Consider the following 16492-nt stretch of genomic DNA (forward strand, 5'->3'; position numbering starts at 1 on the left):
TTGCACGACGCAAGTACCCCCTGTAAGAGTTAACGAAGAACATTCCGCAATGTATTAACTAATAACCAAGGCAGGCAAGGGCGTTTTCGTGGAGACACGAAAACAAGGATAAGGGTAATCAGGCAAGCATCAGCGAAATCAGCGTAATCGTAAAAATCAACGGTTCAGCAACATTTTATTGATCCTGCCAATCAACCCTGGCCCTTCGTAAATAAAACCGGTATATAACTGTACCAATGATGCACCTGCCTCCAGCTTCTCCAAAGCATCTTCAGCAGAGTGGATCCCGCCTACCCCAATAATAGGAAATGAACCATTTGATTTTTGATGCAGATAACGGATCACCTCAATCGAGCGTTTGGTTACCGGCTTGCCGCTCAAACCGCCCATTTCATCTTTTAATTTTGATGGTGATGCCAGATTTTCTCTGCTGATGGTAGTATTGGTGGCTATCACCCCGGCTATCCCGGTTTCCCGCACAATCTCTACAATATCATCCAGCTGCGAATCCGTCAAATCTGGTGCTATTTTAAGCAGGATTGGCCTGCTGATGCCGTTTTTGTTATTGCGTTTTTGCAGGGTGTTCAGAATTTCCATCAATGGTCCTTTTTCCTGTAAGGCACGCAGGCCGGGGGTATTGGGCGAGCTAACGTTCACCACAAAATAATCAACCACATCAAACAAACGGTCAAAGCATTTAATATAGTCGCTTACCGCATCTTCGTTAGGGGTTACTTTATTTTTGCCAACGTTACCGCCAATGATTAAGTTTTTATTGGCATTTTTAGGGTCGCGGCGGAAGGCTGCAATCCTTTCGGCAGCTACATCCACGCCAAAATTATTGAAACCCATCCGGTTTATCAGGGCGCTATCCTGCGGCAGGCGAAACATGCGGGGTTTATCATTACCTGGTTGTGGCAGCGGGGTAACCGTACCAATCTCCACAAAGCCAAAACCAAGGTTAGCCATCTCGCCCATCATCTCGGCATTTTTATCAAAGCCGGCAGCTAAACCAACCGGGTTTCTGAATTTTAGGCCGAAAACCTCACGCTCAAGTTTGGGGTTTTCCACATCCCATATTGCTTTGCTCAATGCCTTGCCGCCCGGAAAACGGTTAAAGCGTTTCAGGTTGCGGGTAACAAAGTAATGCACCTTTTCGGGGTCGAACTTAAACAGGATGGGTTTGATGAGCTGATACATGCCGCGAAGTTAGTACTTTATGGGCTATTATTTAAGCATGCCGCTACAGGAATACCGAAAGGCTTTCTTAGCAACCCGGTGCCTTTGCGTGCGTATAAATTAACCGCGATGAAAGGGCGTCCTGTGTAATAAATACACTATTATTTTTAATGCATTGTAGCGCATCAAAAAGCTGACAGATATCTTCTTGTATGTATAGTTAATAGATTGACTGTTAGATATTTATATTTTAAAATGATTTGGTATTAATGCGTATCAATTTAAAAGCAAGGTCATCTTTTTTTAATAATTTATCATTAGCTTTTTGCTTTTTTTTAATTAACTTTAATAAATTTGAAAACTCCGGTAGCCATAGTCCAGGCCTAAACCAAGCCGGTAAGCCTATTTAATTAAACCCATGCAAAAAAAGTATTTAATTGCCTGTTTTATAGCAGGCGGATTATTAAGGGCTGACTTTGCCGTAGCGCAAAGCAAGGCCGCTTATTCGGTTGCCAATAAATCTGTTAAGGTGATTGTTTCTGAACAAAACGCCGGTTACAGGTTTAAGGAAACCGAAACCCTTAAGTTTAGCAATAAGCCGCAGCCTGCCGAAACCGAGGTTGCCGTTTTTGTCGATCCGGCTAAAACCTTTCAAACTATGATAGGTATTGGCGGCGCTTTAACCGATGCCTCGGCCGAAACTTTTGCCAAACTGCCCAAGGATAAGCAGAAGGAGTTTTTAACTGCCTATTATGATAAAAATAAAGGCATCGGTTATTCATTTGGCCGTACCAATATCCAAAGCTGCGATTTTTCGAGCGATAGTTACAGCTATGTAAAGGCCGGCGATAAGGAGCTGAAAACATTTGATATCAGCCACGATAAAACCTACCGCATCCCTTTTATTAAAGCAGCTACCGCAGCTGCAGGCGGTAAGTTAACCTTATTTGTATCGCCATGGAGCCCCCCGGCTTTTATGAAGGATAATAACGATGTATTGCATGGCGGCAAGCTTAAGAAAGAGTTTGACCAAAGCTGGGCAAACTTTTATGTGAAATTCATTAAAGCTTACGAAAAGGAAGGTATCCCAATCTGGGGCTTATCGGTACAAAACGAGCCTATGGCTAAGCAAAGCTGGGAATCGTGCATGTACACTGCCGAAGAAGAACGTGATTTTGTGAAGAACTTTTTAGGCCCAACCCTGCAAAAACAAGGCCTGGCAAGCAAAAAACTGATTGTTTGGGATCATAACCGCGATTTACTTTACCAACGCGCCAGCACCATTCTTGAAGATCCGGCTGCGGCCAAATATATCTGGGGCATTGGCTTCCACTGGTATGAAACCTGGACAGGTGCCGGGCAGAATTTTGAGGCTACCCGCCGCACGCACGAATCGTTCCCAAACAAAAACCTGGTATTTACAGAAGGCTGTATCGAAAAATTTGATTTCAATAAAATTAACGACTGGTCGCTGGGCGAACGCTACGGCTTATCAATGATTAACGATTTTAATGCCGGTACTACCGCCTGGACCGACTGGAACGTATTGCTTGATGAAAAAGGCGGACCAAACCACGTGGGCAACTTCTGCTTCGCACCGGTACATGCCGATTTGCGTAATGGCAGCCTGATTTATACCAGCTCATACTATTACATTGGTCATTTCTCCAAATACATTCATCCGGGAGCCAAACGCATCAGCGCAGTGGCCAGCCGCGACAAACTGTTAACTACAGCTTACCAAAACCCTGATGGCTCGGTTGCCGTAGTAGTGATGAACAAAACCGACGAAAAAATAGATTACAGCCTTTGGATAAAAGGAAAAGCGGCCGGTGTTACTGCCCTGCCGCACTCAATTGCAACACTTGTTGTGGAGTAATTTTTATAAAAATCTTTAGTTAATCAATCAACTAAATCTCTGGTATGGTGGGTCATTCGTGATCCACCATTATCATTTATGGGGATTGGTACCGGCCCGGGGCTTACGCTTGTTTCGGCGAACGGGGCAGGGGGTTGTATGAGCGGGAACGGGAAATCTTTTACACTTGCCAGGCAATAATGCAGCTGTAAAAGCAGAACGTACCAGATTTCTCACCCGTTCCTTGTTTCAAAATGGCATTCCTCTATTAATCTTCTATCTTTGCTGTTAAACAATTTACCATGACTGCAAAATCGCCGCAAGACTCTTACACCATCATGAATGAACTGGTATTACCCAACGATACCAACACCTTAAACAACCTGATGGGGGGTAGGTTGCTGCACTGGATGGATATTGCAGCGGCGATATGCGCACAAAAACATTGCAACAGGATAGTAGTAACGGCATCGGTAGATAATGTATCATTTAAAGCGCCAATTAAGCTGGGCGATGTAGTAAGTATAGAAGCGAAAGTTACCAGGGCATTCACCACCTCGGTAGAGGTGAGGATGGACGTTTGGGCTCAGAATATCCCATCGGGCACTAAAGTAAAAAGCAACGAAGCCTACTACACCTTTGTGGCTTTGGATAAAGATGGGCAGAAAGCCACTGTAGCAGAGCTTATCCCCGAAACAGAAAAAGAACAATCATTATACGAAGGTGCATTGCGCCGCCGCCAGTTGAGGCTGATATTAGGTGGTAAGATGAACCCTAACGATGCTACCGAACTCAAGGCATTGTTTTTTGGCAATGAATTGCCACCCAACCTGGGCGAAGAAATTAAACAGTAACAAATTGCCAATGGTATGGTCTAAATGTTAACTAAACATTAAAACCACAGCCATGCGATACTTTTTGTGCTTTTTATTACCACCACTTGCCATACTAACCACCGGCAGGATAGGTGCCTTTATATTAAATATATTTTTAACCCTGTTTTTTTGGATTCCGGGTGTAATCCATTCAATCCTGGTAACCAGCGATTATTATGATGCCAAACGCCACAGGCAACTGATGCGGGCAACGCGGCGGTATCGTTGGTGAATGGTGAATGGTTGATTAAGTGAGTAGTTTGCTGGTTGTCTGAATCAGAATTGTCTGAATCAGAATTTACAGAATTAAGGAATTAACAGAATGTTAAGCGAATTCGATAAATTTTGATAATTCCCCCAAATTCGAGTTCAGACAAAAAATCTGCAAATTCTGATTCAGACAAAAAAATCAGCGAAATCAACGTAATCATCCCCATCAACGGTTTATCTTTGCCGCTATTGCATCAACGTAATCAAAACATCAACGGTGGGTAAACTATTAATTATCGACGACGAAGAACGCCTTCGCAACCTGTTAGCGCGTATTTTACAATTGGAAGGGCACGAAGTTATTACGGCCGGCACCGCCAAAGAGGGCTTAAAAAAGCTACAGCAGGAAAGTGTACAGGTTGTTTTGAGCGATGTTAAACTACCAGATATTGATGGGATCACCCTTTCTGAAACCATCAAAAAAAACTATCCCACAACCGAAATTATTGTACTCACCGCCTACGGCACTATTAACGATGGCGTAAAGGCTATTAAAGCCGGTGCCTTTGATTATATCACCAAGGGCGATGATAACGAAAAGATCATCCCGCTGGTTAGCAAGGCCATGGATAAAGCCATGCTGCAACAACAGGTGATGGAGCTGCAAAGCAAGTTGAACACCCGCTTTGGTTTCGACAGGTTGATCGGTAAATCAAACGCTATAACCGATGTTATTAAACTGGCGCAAAAGGTAGCCCTTACCGATACCACAGTTTTATTATTGGGCGAGACAGGTACGGGCAAAGAGATTTTTGCCGAGGCTATTCACCAGGCCAGTAACCGTAGTGCAAAATCGTTTGTGGCTGTAAATTGCAGCGCTTTTACCAAAGAGTTATTGGAGAGCGAGTTGTTTGGCCATAAGGCAGGTTCGTTTACCGGCGCTGTTAAAGATAAAAAAGGCCTGTTTGAAGAAGCAAACGGTGGAACCATATTTTTAGATGAGATAGGGGAGCTTGATCATGATTTGCAGGCAAAACTGTTGCGGGTGCTGGAGTCGCAGCAGTTTATTAAGATAGGGGATACTAAGCCAACGCAGGTTAACGTGCGTATTTTGGCAGCTACCAACCGTAATTTATTGAACGAGAGCAACGAGGGGCATTTTCGTTCTGATCTGTATTATCGCCTCTCGGTTTTTCAGATCACCTTGCCGGCTCTGCGCGAGCGTAAAAAAGATATTAAATTGTTGGCCGAATATTTTATGCAGCACTTCGCGCTTAAAGTAAAAAAGCAGGTAAATGTTTTAAGCGATGAATTTGTTGAAAAGCTGGAAGCCTACGCATGGCCAGGTAATATCCGCGAGTTGAAAAACGTTGTGGAGCGCGCGGTGATTCTTACCGATAGCAATATACTTGATGAAAGTTTGCTGCCTTATGAGGTACAACAGCAGCAGGTAAAAAGCGGTGCGCCTATTTCGGCTTTTGATCTTTCATCGGTAGAGAAGCTGCACATCCAGCGGGTGCTTAACCACACGCACGGTAACAGGGCTGAGGCCGCACATTTGCTGAATATTGGTGTGGCTACGCTTTACAGGAAGTTGAAAGAGTATAATTTAGAATAAAAAATAAAAAAAAGATGCAGACGCTCGGCTCCAGCCGAGTGTCGACTATCACGCGGCCTCTGGCCGACTACTGATCGCAGGCCTGAGGCCTGGAAATAGCAGCCACCCGGCAGGAGCCGAGCGGCTGCGGAAATATATTTATTTTACCTTTCTTCCTTCCCAATCGGTAAATCCCTTCTCGACCATTCGCTCCAGGAACCAACATAAAGTTTAGGCCCTGTAATACCCGCGTAATCCAAACCTAACAGGGTATGGCAAGCTGTAACGCCCGACCCGCAATGAACAACAATCTGGTCATGCGCTACATCGCCAATAGCGGCATCATAAGCTTTGCGTAATTCATCGGCAGGTAAATACCTACCATCCGCACCCAGATTATTTGTATATGGCATATTTAACGCGCCTGGGATATGCCCGGCGATCAAATCCAAAGGCTCTGTCTGCCCTAAGTAACGAGGTGTTTCGCGTACATCTATAACCACTCTTAATGGATCTTTGGCAGCCTGGCCTGCTTCTTCAATCTCCACAGTGTTGGCATACTCATGAGTTACCGGGTAAGGGTCAGCCGGCGTGGGTGTGTATGGATCGGTACTTAGCTCAACCCCGGCATTTTTAGCGGCCTGCAACCCGCCGTTCAATACCTGAACATTCTGGTGCCCTATAGCCCTTAGCATCCACCATAAACGCGAGGCCGCGAAAGCGCCTGATTTATCATCATAAACCACCACATGGCTGGCAGGCGTAACTCCCCAGTTGCCTAATTGTACAGCAAACTCCTGTATATTGGGCAGTGGGTGACGGCCGCCATAAGCGGGATCTTCCGGTTTAGTGGTAAGGTGCTGGTCAAGGTCGGCGTAAACCGCGTTTTTGAGGTGACCAGCCAGGTAGCGCTGGTATGAATCCTGCCCTGCACGGGCATCAATAAGAATAGTATCCTTGCCGGCCAAAGCCGGATCATTGATTTCTATTAATGACGACATAGGTATTATCTGGTATGTTATAATACCAAATATAGATACACCGCCCGTTTTTCGGTAATTTTACTGCACTATTTTGTTGGCGCAGTACGAGCTGGCAAAGGCCTCGGGCTTAGCTTTAAACACAAAACCCATGCTCAGGATGTAACCCATAGCCTCGTGCAGGGCTGCGTTACTTTTAAACATCGGGTTGGTGTTAATATCGGCATGCACTTCAAGGTCAACATCGTACAGGTCGAGCAGATCGCAAAGCTTGTAGGCAATGTCGATTGATTTTTGTACTTCGCTCAGCATTCTTTCTTTGATGCTCATTTTTTGCGAGGTACGTTCCTGGTGGATGAACATAAATGCACCACGTTTTTCGCGCAGAAAAACGATAACCGTTGCAAAATCTGTTACAGATCCCTTAACTTGCGAGTCGGTGCCGATACATACTTTAAGCTTGTTGCCGAGAAGAGATTCACGCTCTATTGCTTTTTCAACCTCTTCCATAATTGGCGATTGGATTACTTCGCCACTGAATTTTCTCCAGGTCATATAAAAGTTATTTAGGTAAATTTTGAATGACCTGTTTTACGGGTCTATAAAAATAAGCGATTAGTATTCATACTAACGTAAATAACATGTGATTTATTTGTTAACATTTAGCTGATTATTAACAGTTTGAATTTCGGAATTCGGAGGTTAGATTTCGGATTTGGCCGGAGTGTGTTGAGATGTCTGAATCAGAGTTTACAGAATTATAGGATTTTCAGAATTTCTCTGGCATATTCTGTTAATTCTCAAATTCTGTAAATTCTGATTCAGACAATTCCTTCTACAGCTTCTCCTTCGCCCCCAAAACAATCGGCGTTACATCAATCAGCTCGAGCGATTTTACCATATCCTTAGTACCGGTTTTATATTTTTTAAAATGGGGCGATTGTAAATGCGCCTTATAAGCCGCGGTATCAGCATAAATTTCAAAAACCGTGATGTGTGCAGGATTACCCTTTTCGGCTACGGCATGCAGGGTTAATACGCCGGGCTCAACTTTAATAGCGGTTTGGATATGCTCTTTTAGCGCGGCTGTATAGCTACCCAGTTGGGCCGGATCTATTTCTAATTTCGCTATATGTACTACCCGCGCGGCTTGTTGGGCCGAAACATTCTGTTGGGCAAGGATCATCACAAAAACTGTAGTTAAGGTTAGTATTAATGCTTTCATCTTTGTTGAATGAATAATGGTTAACAGTACCCGTTATCAAATATCCTTATACTATCCTGTAGTATTGTTATATCAACTACTGTTTTACTTACCATTTTTACTGATAGGGGGTAAATTACCCACAGTCTTGAAAACAGGTTGATTATTTTTGGCTTTATCAAACATCTAACAAAAACAAAAAATGGAAATTAAACGAAACGGCTCGCAACCATCGGGCAAAGGCCCCGCAGAATATTTTACAGGCACTGTACGCATCGATCCGCTCATCAGTCCGCCCGAGCCTTCGCGCGTGGCTATGGCCTTGGTAACTTTTGAGCCGGGTGCGCGTACGGCCTGACATACACATCCGTATGGGCAAACTTTGATAGTTACCGCAGGTGCAGGTTGGGTACAGCGTGAGGGTGACGCTAAACAAAATATTTACCAGGGCGATGTGGTTTATTTTTTGCCGGATGAAAAACATTGGCATGGCGCTACCGATACCACGGCAATGAGCCATATCGCTATTCAGGAAAAATTAAACGGTTCGCCTGTGGATTGGATGGAGCAGGTGAGCGAGGAGGAGTATAGGGGATAGATTTTAATTCCCTCCCTCGGGAGGCGTGTGATGGATTGTGTAGTGGCGGGGAGGGGTTTCTACGCCATGCATAACGGTTGTGCAGGGCGTAGAAACCCCTCCCTACACCCTCCCAAAGGAGTGAATCGCACAATCCCCATGCTTTTTATATCAAATCAGGCTATCGCCGCCTTTATCCTGTTCTCCGCTTCAAGTACCAGCTCAGCTACCGGAGTTTTGCCGGGCTCAATAGGTTCAAGCACTGTCCAGGTCACTGCGGTAAACGTGTTAAGCGGATAGTATCCGTATTTCATCACTTTCCAGGCATTGTTTATAGCAATTGGAACCAATAATGCATCAGGGCATTTTTTAAGAATAGCGGCAACACCCGCCGAGTGAAATGTTTTAACCGAACCATCTTTTGAGCGGGTACCCTCAGGAAATATAACTGCCGACCAGTTATTGGCTTTCATCCGCTCGCCCAGTTTCATCAATTCAGTCATCGACTGGCGGGCGTCCTCCCTGTTAATATTTGCGCCACCACCGTGTTTAAGATTATAGCTGATGGATGGAATGTTTTTGGTAAGCTCAATTTTAGAGATAAACTTGGCGTGATATTTACGGAGGTAATAGATAAGCGGCGGGATATCAAGCAAACTCTGATGATTAGCTAAAAATATCATTGGGCGATCAAGAGGCAAATTTTGCTCATTGATAAACGTTACCGTATCGCCCAATATATAAAAGGTTCTTAACAAAAACAGGTTTAACACGTCAACAACCTTTTTATGTGCGGCGTAGCCAAAAAAGCGAAAAGCGATCCACTGCAAAGGATGGAATATAACTAAACACAGGGAAAATGCAATGGCGGTTAGCGGCGTTAAAAAATATCCTAATAACTTTTTCATCAATGATCAAAGTTATATTTTTTTTACTAATGGGATAGTTTACAAACGGTTTTCTGTTAATAACAACTGTACTTTCAAAACCGTGGCTACCGTCATGGCATCGGTTATTTCGCCATCACACACCATGCGGTACATTTCGGTGAATGGGATTTTTTTTACGATGAGTTGCTCGGTTTCTTCAGGTTCGGCCTCAAACTGTTCAAGGCCGCGGGCTACGTATAAAATGCTCAGCTCGTCGCTTACCGAGTTGCTGAGGTGCAGGCGCTGAATCTCTGTCCATTGCGAGGCTTTTAAGCCGGTTTCTTCCAGTAGCTCGCGTTTGGCCGAGGCCAGCGGATCCGTACCTTCCGGGCCGCCGCCTTCGGGCATTTCCCAGCTGTATTGGTTAAGCGTAAACCTGAACTGGCCTACCAGGTAGGTGTTCAGCTCATCATCCAAAGGCAAAACCCCAATGGCCAGGTTTTTATAGTGAACCTTGCCGTAAATACCGGGATTGCCCGATGGGTTGATCACCTGGTACTCGGTAACATTGATCCAGGGGTTATCGTAAATATTTTTTTCGGACGTTATTTTCCAGGGATTGTTTTCGGGGTGATGCATGGTTTAAAAATAGTGCATCGGGTGGGGATTGGGAGAATTAATTTGAATTTTTGGCGGGTGGGGCGGTTGTGGAGGTACGACCTTGGGGAGGGGAGACGAGTGAAAAAGCATAGGGCTGCGCGATTCCCTCCCATCGGGAGGGTGTAGGGAGGGGTTTCTTCGCTATACATAATAATTGGACAGGGTGTAGAAACCCCTCCCTGCCACCGCACTTTCCTGCGCGCCCCTCCCGAGTGAGGGAATTTAAAAAATACCCCTGCGGTCGTGGAGACACGACCGCCAACCGGTCTATGCCGCCGCAATAGCCCGCTTCAACGTAAAACAAAACGTACTGCCCGAACCAATCTCGCTATCCACGCTAATTTTGCCGGCCTGCGCTTCAATAAAATCTTTAGCTATAGCCAATCCCAAACCGGTACCGGCCTGCTCTGAAGATGCGTTTGGTACTTTAAAGTAACGTTCAAATAGCCTTGGCAGGTATTGCTCTTCAATCCCCTTACCATGATCTGTTACCGAAAATTCGATCTCATCATTTTTATGCTTCTTGACCGTTAACTCCACAACAGATTTTTCGTGACTGTATTTGATGGCGTTCGATAGCAGGTTAATCAACACCCAGGTAGTTTTATCCAGGTCGGCATGCACCTTGGGCAGGCTCTCATCGCATTTAACCTTGATCTCTACATGCTTTTGATCGGCAATAAACTTAATGGCTTTCACCGCATAATCCACAATGTTTTGCGGGTGGGTGCTGCCGAAGTTCAACTGCAGTTTGCCGGTTTCTACCTGGGCCATATCCAGTAACTCGCCGGTAATAAGCAATAACCTGCGGGTATCATCATCAATATTGCTGATCAGCTGACGTTGCTCGGCGTTTACATCCCCAATACGCTCATCCTCCAGTAACTTTAAACTCATTTTAATAGATGAGATAGGCGTTTTTAACTCGTGTGAGATGGTGGCAATGAAATTGGTTTTCGCCTCATCCAGTTGCTGGTATTCGGTAACGTTTTTCAGGATGATTACTTTTCCTATTACCTTGTCTTTATTGTTTACAGATAGCGACTCGCGCGAGTAGAAACCCTCATGGTTATCTGCAAAAATACGCAGCTTGGCCTGATCGTTCACCAGTAGTTTACGCATCAGGTCGTTCTCTAAAGCGATGTCGGGTGCGTATTCACCTGTTAGTTGTTCGGCTTTCATGCCTATCAGGTTACAGGCAACCTGGTTTGCGAATATGATCACCTGTTTTTCATCCAAACCGATGATGGCATCCTGCATGGAGTTGATGATGGTTTCAATCCTTTTCTTCTCGAAAAGGATACTGGCAAGGTTGCTGTTCTCAAACTCATCCAGCTTGCGGGTCATGTTATTGAAAGCCTGCCCCAGTTCGCCAAACTCATCGTCCGATTCAAAATGAATCTGTTGATGATAATCCCTGTTAGATACATCCCTGATACGGGCCGTAAGCTCTTTGATGGGGTTGGCGATGTATCCGGGAAAGTTAACGGCAAAGCTAAACGCTACTAAAAACAACAAGGCACCAAAAAAAGCCACCAGCCAGGTACCCCGTTTGGAGGTGGCGTTGGCTACATCATTTTTATGGGATATGGCGTCCATATTTAGTTTCATGATACCGTAAACATGTTGGTGCAGCCTAAAACGAAGGCTTTTTTCGGCAACGGGATTATTACCGGCCAGTTTGAGCTGTTCAAATACAGATCGTACCGAATCTGTACGTTGCTGCTCGCCAACCTCGGTTACATTATGTTCCTGTAGTATCAGATTGTCATTGATAGTTTTCTGCTGTTTGGCGGGTAAACCATCAGCCTGCGAATCAATAGCTGTAAGTATATTTTGCATATACATTACGCTTTTATAGTTGTCCTTCAATATGGCCCCGGCATCAGCCGAGAGCCTGTTTAGGAAATATATCGACATTCCGCAGCAAATTAATGCCAGTGTGAACAGGAAGCCGATACCTGTGCGGAGTTTATTTTTAATGGTCATGGTTATGAAAGTATTACAAGGTCAATATCCGTTTTCGACATTTTATTTAGTAGCTGTGTAAACACGGCTGTTTTCATGATAAGCTGGTAAAATTTAAACCTCGGCTTGCCAATGCAAATCGTGGTAATATCATATTTTTCGGCCGTTTCCCAAATGGTGCGGGCCACATGGTCGCTTTTTATTTTAAGTACCTCGCCGCCCAGTTGCGTAGCCAGTTTCATATTATTGATGAGGTGTCTTTGCGCGGCTAAGTTAATTTTATCGCTGCTCTCTCCCGAGGTTTGTACATATAATAAATACCATTTGGAGCGATAGTAAGATGACAGCCTCGCCGTTTTACGGATGATGATCTTGGCCGAGGCATCATTGGTGCTGATGCAGGCCAAAAACAGTTCGGGCCGCAGCTTAATAGTTTTTGGCACTTCAATGTCAATCTTCCTCTCCACCTGGTGGGCCACCTCGCGCAGGGCCAGTTCCCGCAGCTGTAAGATCCGCTCTACCTGGAAAAAGTTGTTCAGCGCTGTTGGGATCTTTTTTTCATCGTAGATCTTGCCTTCTTTCAGGCGCTCTATCAGTTCATCCGCGGTAAGGTCGATGTTTACCACCTCGTCGGCAAGTTGCAAAACCTTATCGGGTACCCGTTCGTGAATAGTAGCGCCGGTTATCCGTTCCACTTCTTCATTCAGGCTTTCCATGTGCTGGATGTTCACGGCGCTGATCACATTGATACCCGCGTTCAATATCTCCAGTACGTCCTGCCAGCGTTTTTCGTTACTGCTGCCTTCAATATTGGTATGCGCCAACTCATCAACAATAACTACCTCCGGTCGCAGACTGATCACCGCTTTCAGGTCCATCTCCTCCAGTTCCTTGCCTTTGTAAAACAATCTCCGGCGGGGGATTACCGGCAAGCCTTCCAGCAGGGCATGTGTTTCTTTACGGTTATGGGTTTCGATGTAACCAATTTTTACGTCGATACCGTTGCGCATCAGGGTTTGGGCCTCCTGCAACATGCGGTAGGTTTTGCCCACCCCGGCACTCATGCCTATGTACACTTTGAACTTACCCCGGCGCGATTTTTTGATCAGCTCCAGGAAATGCTCAACGGACTGCTCTTTGGTGTTTTCCATAATCATTTGAATTGTTTTTCAAATTCAACTGGTTGTATTGCTGTTATAAATTTAAGTTTTAATAAGCTTTTTGTCATCCTGAGGAACGAAGGATCTTCTTCGCCCAGTATAGCCGATATGCCTGTTGCAGAAGATCCTTCGTTCCTCAGGATGACTCGCCTTTGTTGGTGTTGTCACCATAGGTGTTCGGAAGATTTTTTCATTCCCTCCCTTGGGAGGGGTGTTATGGATTGCGCAATGGCAGGGAGGGGTTTTTACGCCTTGCCCGACGAATATGCAGGGTGTAGAAACCCCTCCCTACACCCTCCCAAGGGAGGGAATCGCACAATCCCCCGCTTCTTTATTTCTTCCGAATAGCTTTGGTGTTGTCACCAACAACTTTTTACCCTTATCTTTTCATGAACACCTAAGCCGTATGCATGGTGTAGAGGGGTAAGTTGGAAACTTACACTATAGTTTACCACGGGTTACGCTGCGCTAAACCCGCGGCAGATTGTTTTTTATTTTTTAAGGCCATCCAATGCAACATTCAGCTTCAAAACGTTCACTTTAGCCGGGCCAAACATGCCCAACAAAGGCTGCTCAGTATGTTCATCAACCAGTTTATTCAAAGCATCGGCAGATAAACCGCGGGCTTTAGCCACACGGGCAACCTGTACTTTGGCACCGGCGGGTGAAAGGTCCGGATCCAAACCACTTCCCGATGCGGTTACCAGTTCGGCAGGGATCTGTGAGCGGGTTACACCGGGGTTGTGTTTCATAAAATCATCAATACGACCTTCAACCTGTTTCAAATAATCGGGGTTTGAAGGACCTTTGTTAGAGCCTCCCGAACCGGCAGCATTATAATCAACAGCCGACGGGCGGCCCCAGAAATATTCGTCTTTAGTAAATTTCTGACCGATGTTGGCGTAACCAACTACACGGCCTTTGTAAGTGATGGTTTCGCCATCGCCCTTGCCGGGGGTAAATTTACCGATACCTGCAATAGCTAAGGGATATATGCCTGCGGTTAATACAATGAGTATTAAAGTAAGCTTGATGGATGGCAACAAATACGTTTTCATTTTATTTAATTTTTAAAGATGAGTTTTAGGAACGTGGGGTTTGCGACGGATGGGGATTAAAGCTTATCTGTCGCCTTAAATCCATACCCCACGTCCCCGGCTCTCATTTAATTTTATATGAATAATGATACTGCTAAGTCAATTAATTTGATACCTATAAAAGGTACTATGATACCGCCCAAACCGTAAATAAGCAGGTTGCGGCGTAAAAGGGCGCTTGCACCAATTGGTTTATATTCCACACCACGTAAAGCCAATGGTATCAGCAATGGGATAATGATGGCGTTAAATATCACTGCCGAAAGTATGGCCGATTGCGGGCTGTGCAGATCCATAATGTTCAGCGCCTTTAAAGCCGGCATAGATACCATGAATAGCGCCGGAACAATTGCGAAGTATTTAGCCACGTCGTTAGCGATGGAGAAAGTGGTGAGTGTACCGCGGGTCATCAACAGTTGTTTGCCTATTTCTACGATCTCGATCAGTTTGGTTGGATCGTTATCCAGGTCAACCATGTTACCGGCTTCTTTGGCGGCTTGTGTACCGCTGTTCATGGCTACGCCAACATCGGCCTGGGCAAGGGCAGGGGCATCGTTTGTACCGTCGCCCATCATGGCGACCAGTTTACCGCCTTGCTGCTCTTTTTTAATGTAGTTCATTTTATCCTCCGGCTTAGCCTCAGCAATAAAATCATCTACACCGGCCTTTTCGGCAATAAATTTGGCAGTAAGCGGGTTATCACCGGTTACCATTACCGTTTTAACACCCATTTTGCGCAGGCGTTCAAAACGTTCGGCAATGCCGGTTTTGATGATATCCTGTAGTTCGATCACACCCATTATCTTTTCGTTTTTGGCAACCACCAGTGGGGTACCACCGTTTGAGGAGATCTTTTTAACCTGCTCTTCCACATCGGCAGGGAAAGGGTTGCCGGCTTTTAAAGCCATGTTGCGGATGGAGTCAAAAGCGCCTTTGCGAATGCGTAAACCATCGGGAGTATCCAAACCGCTTGAACGGGTTTCGGCGGTAAATTTGATAAACACCGAATCGGCAGGGGCGTGAACTTTCAGTTTGTGAGCACCTGTCTCGGCCAGTTCTACTATCGATTTACCTTCGGGGGTTTCATCGGCTAATGAACTCAATACACAGGCCATTACAAACTCCTGCTCATCCGCACCGCTTGCAGCCCAAAAATTGGTTGCTTTACGGTTACCGATGGTGATGGTACCGGTTTTATCAAGTAGCAGGGTATCTAAGTCGCCCGCGGTTTCAACAGCTTTACCGCTTTTTGTGATTACGTTGGCACGTAGCGCCCTGTCCATCCCAGCAATACCGATGGCCGATAGCAGGCCACCGATAGTGGTAGGGATCAAACAAACAAACAACGATATAAAAGCAGCTATAGTGATGGGCGTGTTAGAGTAATCGCCAAAAGGCTTCAGGGTAACGCATACGATAACGAATATCAGCGTAAAGCCAGCCAGCAGGATGGTTAAGGCGATCTCGTTAGGGGTTTTCTGGCGGGATGCACCTTCAACCAACGCGATCATCTTATCCAAAAAGCTTTCGCCGGGCTGAGTAGTTACCAGTACTTTGATCTTATCAGATAATACTTTGGTACCGCCTGTTACGGATGATTTATCACCACCCGCCTCGCGGATAACCGGGGCCGATTCGCCGGTAATGGCCGATTCATCGATGGTAGCGATACCCTCGATGATCTCGCCATCGGTAGGGATATTATCACCGGCCTCGCAAATAAACACGTCGCCTTTTTTTAGTTGCGACGACATTACCCTTTCTTCCTTGCCGTTAACCAGCAGGCGGGCAGGTGTTTCTTCGCGGGTTTTGCGCAGGCTTTCGGCCTGTGCTTTGCCACGCGCTTCGGCAATGGCCTCGGCAAAGTTGGCAAACAGTACGGTTAACAACAGGATGATAAATACGGTAAAGTTGTAAGCAAAACTGCCCTGGCCTTTATTGGTAAGCGAAAACAGGCTTACAATAAGCATTACAACGGTACCGATCTCCACGGTAAACATTACCGGGTTACGGAACAGGGCGCGTGGGTTTAGTTTGATGAAGGATTGTTTAAAAGCCTCCTTCATCTGATCGCCCTGGAACAATGTATTTTGATTTGAGTTCATGATTATATTATCTTTTGAGCTTTAAGTTCCCCTCTTGAGAGGAGGTGCGATGGGTTTTGCGGTGGCAGGGGTGTGTTTCTTAGCGTGCTGAGAAACACACCCCTCCGCCCCTCTCAAGAGGGGAATCGCGCAATCCCAAGCTTTTTCCTTTTC

The 16492-nt window shown here is 45.5% G+C and carries 15 protein-coding genes and 1 pseudogene; 6 read left to right on the forward strand and 10 right to left on the reverse strand.

Annotated elements, in window-relative coordinates:
• Nucleotides 1-156: 156 nt before the first annotated feature.
• Nucleotides 157-1200 carry a quinone-dependent dihydroorotate dehydrogenase gene (locus tag HYN43_RS00875; protein ID WP_119407654.1) on the reverse strand — a complete coding sequence of 348 codons (1044 nt, stop codon included), beginning with the start codon at nucleotides 1198-1200 and terminating at the stop codon, nucleotides 157-159.
• A 397-nt stretch (nucleotides 1201-1597) separates the two neighbouring features.
• Between HYN43_RS00875 and HYN43_RS00880 the strand changes: the two genes are divergently transcribed.
• The 4 genes from HYN43_RS00880 to HYN43_RS00895 all read left to right on the forward strand — a co-directional run bounded on the left by HYN43_RS00880 (nucleotide 1598) and on the right by HYN43_RS00895 (nucleotide 5740).
• The gene (locus HYN43_RS00880) at nucleotides 1598-3058 is read left to right on the forward strand and encodes a glycoside hydrolase family 30 protein (protein ID WP_119407655.1); all 1461 of its coding nucleotides are present in this window, start codon (nucleotides 1598-1600) and stop codon (nucleotides 3056-3058) included.
• A 281-nt stretch (nucleotides 3059-3339) separates the two neighbouring features.
• Entirely contained in the window at nucleotides 3340-3891 is a 552-nt protein-coding gene (locus tag HYN43_RS00885) for an acyl-CoA thioesterase (protein ID WP_119407656.1), read from the forward strand.
• A 52-nt stretch (nucleotides 3892-3943) separates the two neighbouring features.
• On the forward strand, nucleotides 3944-4144 hold the full coding sequence (locus HYN43_RS00890) for a YqaE/Pmp3 family membrane protein (RefSeq protein ID WP_119407657.1): 201 nt from the start codon (nucleotides 3944-3946) through the stop codon (nucleotides 4142-4144).
• A 255-nt stretch (nucleotides 4145-4399) separates the two neighbouring features.
• The gene (locus HYN43_RS00895) at nucleotides 4400-5740 is read left to right on the forward strand and encodes a sigma-54-dependent transcriptional regulator (RefSeq protein WP_119407658.1); all 1341 of its coding nucleotides are present in this window, start codon (nucleotides 4400-4402) and stop codon (nucleotides 5738-5740) included.
• Between the two features lie 143 nt (nucleotides 5741-5883).
• Here HYN43_RS00895 and HYN43_RS00900 read toward each other — a convergent pair whose 3' ends face one another.
• The 3 genes from HYN43_RS00900 to HYN43_RS00910 all read right to left on the reverse strand — a co-directional run bounded on the left by HYN43_RS00900 (nucleotide 5884) and on the right by HYN43_RS00910 (nucleotide 7924).
• Nucleotides 5884-6720 (reverse strand): sulfurtransferase, encoded by an 837-nt coding sequence (locus tag HYN43_RS00900; RefSeq protein ID WP_119407659.1) that lies wholly within the window; start codon nucleotides 6718-6720, stop codon nucleotides 5884-5886.
• A gap of 60 nt (nucleotides 6721-6780) precedes the next feature.
• Entirely contained in the window at nucleotides 6781-7254 is a 474-nt protein-coding gene (locus HYN43_RS00905; RefSeq protein ID WP_022834144.1) for a ribonuclease H-like YkuK family protein, read from the reverse strand.
• Between the two features lie 280 nt (nucleotides 7255-7534).
• Nucleotides 7535-7924, reverse strand: a complete 390-nt coding sequence (locus tag HYN43_RS00910) for a putative quinol monooxygenase (RefSeq protein ID WP_119407660.1) — start codon at nucleotides 7922-7924, stop codon at nucleotides 7535-7537.
• A gap of 181 nt (nucleotides 7925-8105) precedes the next feature.
• Here HYN43_RS00910 and HYN43_RS30685 point away from each other — a divergent pair, with 181 nt between their 5' ends.
• Entirely contained in the window at nucleotides 8106-8261 is a 156-nt protein-coding gene (locus tag HYN43_RS30685) for a cupin domain-containing protein (RefSeq protein WP_245447105.1), read from the forward strand.
• 12 nt (nucleotides 8262-8273) lie between these two features.
• Nucleotides 8274-8501: pseudogene (locus HYN43_RS30690) on the forward strand (cupin domain-containing protein); the annotation flags it as partial.
• A gap of 155 nt (nucleotides 8502-8656) precedes the next feature.
• Here the strand turns inward: HYN43_RS30690 and HYN43_RS00920 are convergent.
• The 6 genes from HYN43_RS00920 to kdpB form a co-directional block, all read right to left on the reverse strand.
• Complete coding sequence (locus tag HYN43_RS00920; protein WP_119407661.1) at nucleotides 8657-9388, reverse strand: lysophospholipid acyltransferase family protein; 732 nt, start codon at nucleotides 9386-9388, stop codon at nucleotides 8657-8659.
• Nucleotides 9389-9427: 39 nt separating this feature from the next.
• Nucleotides 9428-9988, reverse strand: a complete 561-nt coding sequence (locus tag HYN43_RS00925) for an NUDIX domain-containing protein (protein WP_119407662.1) — start codon at nucleotides 9986-9988, stop codon at nucleotides 9428-9430.
• Between the two features lie 288 nt (nucleotides 9989-10276).
• Nucleotides 10277-11998 carry a HAMP domain-containing sensor histidine kinase gene (locus HYN43_RS00930; protein WP_119407663.1) on the reverse strand — a complete coding sequence of 574 codons (1722 nt, stop codon included), beginning with the start codon at nucleotides 11996-11998 and terminating at the stop codon, nucleotides 10277-10279.
• Between the two features lie 2 nt (nucleotides 11999-12000).
• Nucleotides 12001-13128, reverse strand: coding sequence for a sensor protein KdpD (locus tag HYN43_RS00935; protein ID WP_119409206.1), 1128 nt, complete (start codon nucleotides 13126-13128; stop codon nucleotides 12001-12003).
• Between the two features lie 500 nt (nucleotides 13129-13628).
• Nucleotides 13629-14195, reverse strand: coding sequence for a K(+)-transporting ATPase subunit C (locus HYN43_RS00940; protein WP_119407664.1), 567 nt, complete (start codon nucleotides 14193-14195; stop codon nucleotides 13629-13631).
• A 113-nt stretch (nucleotides 14196-14308) separates the two neighbouring features.
• The gene (gene kdpB / locus HYN43_RS00945) at nucleotides 14309-16339 is read right to left on the reverse strand and encodes a potassium-transporting ATPase subunit KdpB (RefSeq protein ID WP_119407665.1); all 2031 of its coding nucleotides are present in this window, start codon (nucleotides 16337-16339) and stop codon (nucleotides 14309-14311) included.
• Between the last annotated feature and the right edge of the window lie 153 nt (nucleotides 16340-16492).

It is taken from the genome of Mucilaginibacter celer, assembly GCF_003576455.2.
GTDB lineage: Bacteria > Bacteroidota > Bacteroidia > Sphingobacteriales > Sphingobacteriaceae > Mucilaginibacter > Mucilaginibacter celer.

Excerpts from the sequence above, each read along its gene's own strand:
- HYN43_RS00875 (WP_119407654.1), bottom strand. The coding sequence starts at position 1,200 with ATGTATCAGCTCATCAAACCCATCCTGTTTAAGTTCGACCCCGAAAAG.
- HYN43_RS00880 (WP_119407655.1), top strand. The coding sequence starts at position 1,598 with ATGCAAAAAAAGTATTTAATTGCCTGTTTTATAGCAGGCGGATTATTA.
- HYN43_RS00885 (WP_119407656.1), top strand. The coding sequence starts at position 3,340 with ATGACTGCAAAATCGCCGCAAGACTCTTACACCATCATGAATGAACTG.
- HYN43_RS00890 (WP_119407657.1), top strand. The coding sequence starts at position 3,944 with ATGCGATACTTTTTGTGCTTTTTATTACCACCACTTGCCATACTAACC.
- HYN43_RS00900 (WP_119407659.1), bottom strand. The coding sequence starts at position 6,720 with ATGTCGTCATTAATAGAAATCAATGATCCGGCTTTGGCCGGCAAGGAT.
- HYN43_RS00905 (WP_022834144.1), bottom strand. The coding sequence starts at position 7,254 with ATGACCTGGAGAAAATTCAGTGGCGAAGTAATCCAATCGCCAATTATG.
- HYN43_RS00910 (WP_119407660.1), bottom strand. The coding sequence starts at position 7,924 with ATGAAAGCATTAATACTAACCTTAACTACAGTTTTTGTGATGATCCTT.
- HYN43_RS30685 (WP_245447105.1), top strand. The coding sequence starts at position 8,106 with ATGGAAATTAAACGAAACGGCTCGCAACCATCGGGCAAAGGCCCCGCA.
- HYN43_RS00920 (WP_119407661.1), bottom strand. The coding sequence starts at position 9,388 with ATGAAAAAGTTATTAGGATATTTTTTAACGCCGCTAACCGCCATTGCA.
- HYN43_RS00925 (WP_119407662.1), bottom strand. The coding sequence starts at position 9,988 with ATGCATCACCCCGAAAACAATCCCTGGAAAATAACGTCCGAAAAAAAT.
- HYN43_RS00930 (WP_119407663.1), bottom strand. The coding sequence starts at position 11,998 with ATGACCATTAAAAATAAACTCCGCACAGGTATCGGCTTCCTGTTCACA.
- HYN43_RS00935 (WP_119409206.1), bottom strand. The coding sequence starts at position 13,128 with ATGGAAAACACCAAAGAGCAGTCCGTTGAGCATTTCCTGGAGCTGATC.
- HYN43_RS00940 (WP_119407664.1), bottom strand. The coding sequence starts at position 14,195 with ATGAAAACGTATTTGTTGCCATCCATCAAGCTTACTTTAATACTCATT.
- kdpB (WP_119407665.1), bottom strand. The coding sequence starts at position 16,339 with ATGAACTCAAATCAAAATACATTGTTCCAGGGCGATCAGATGAAGGAG.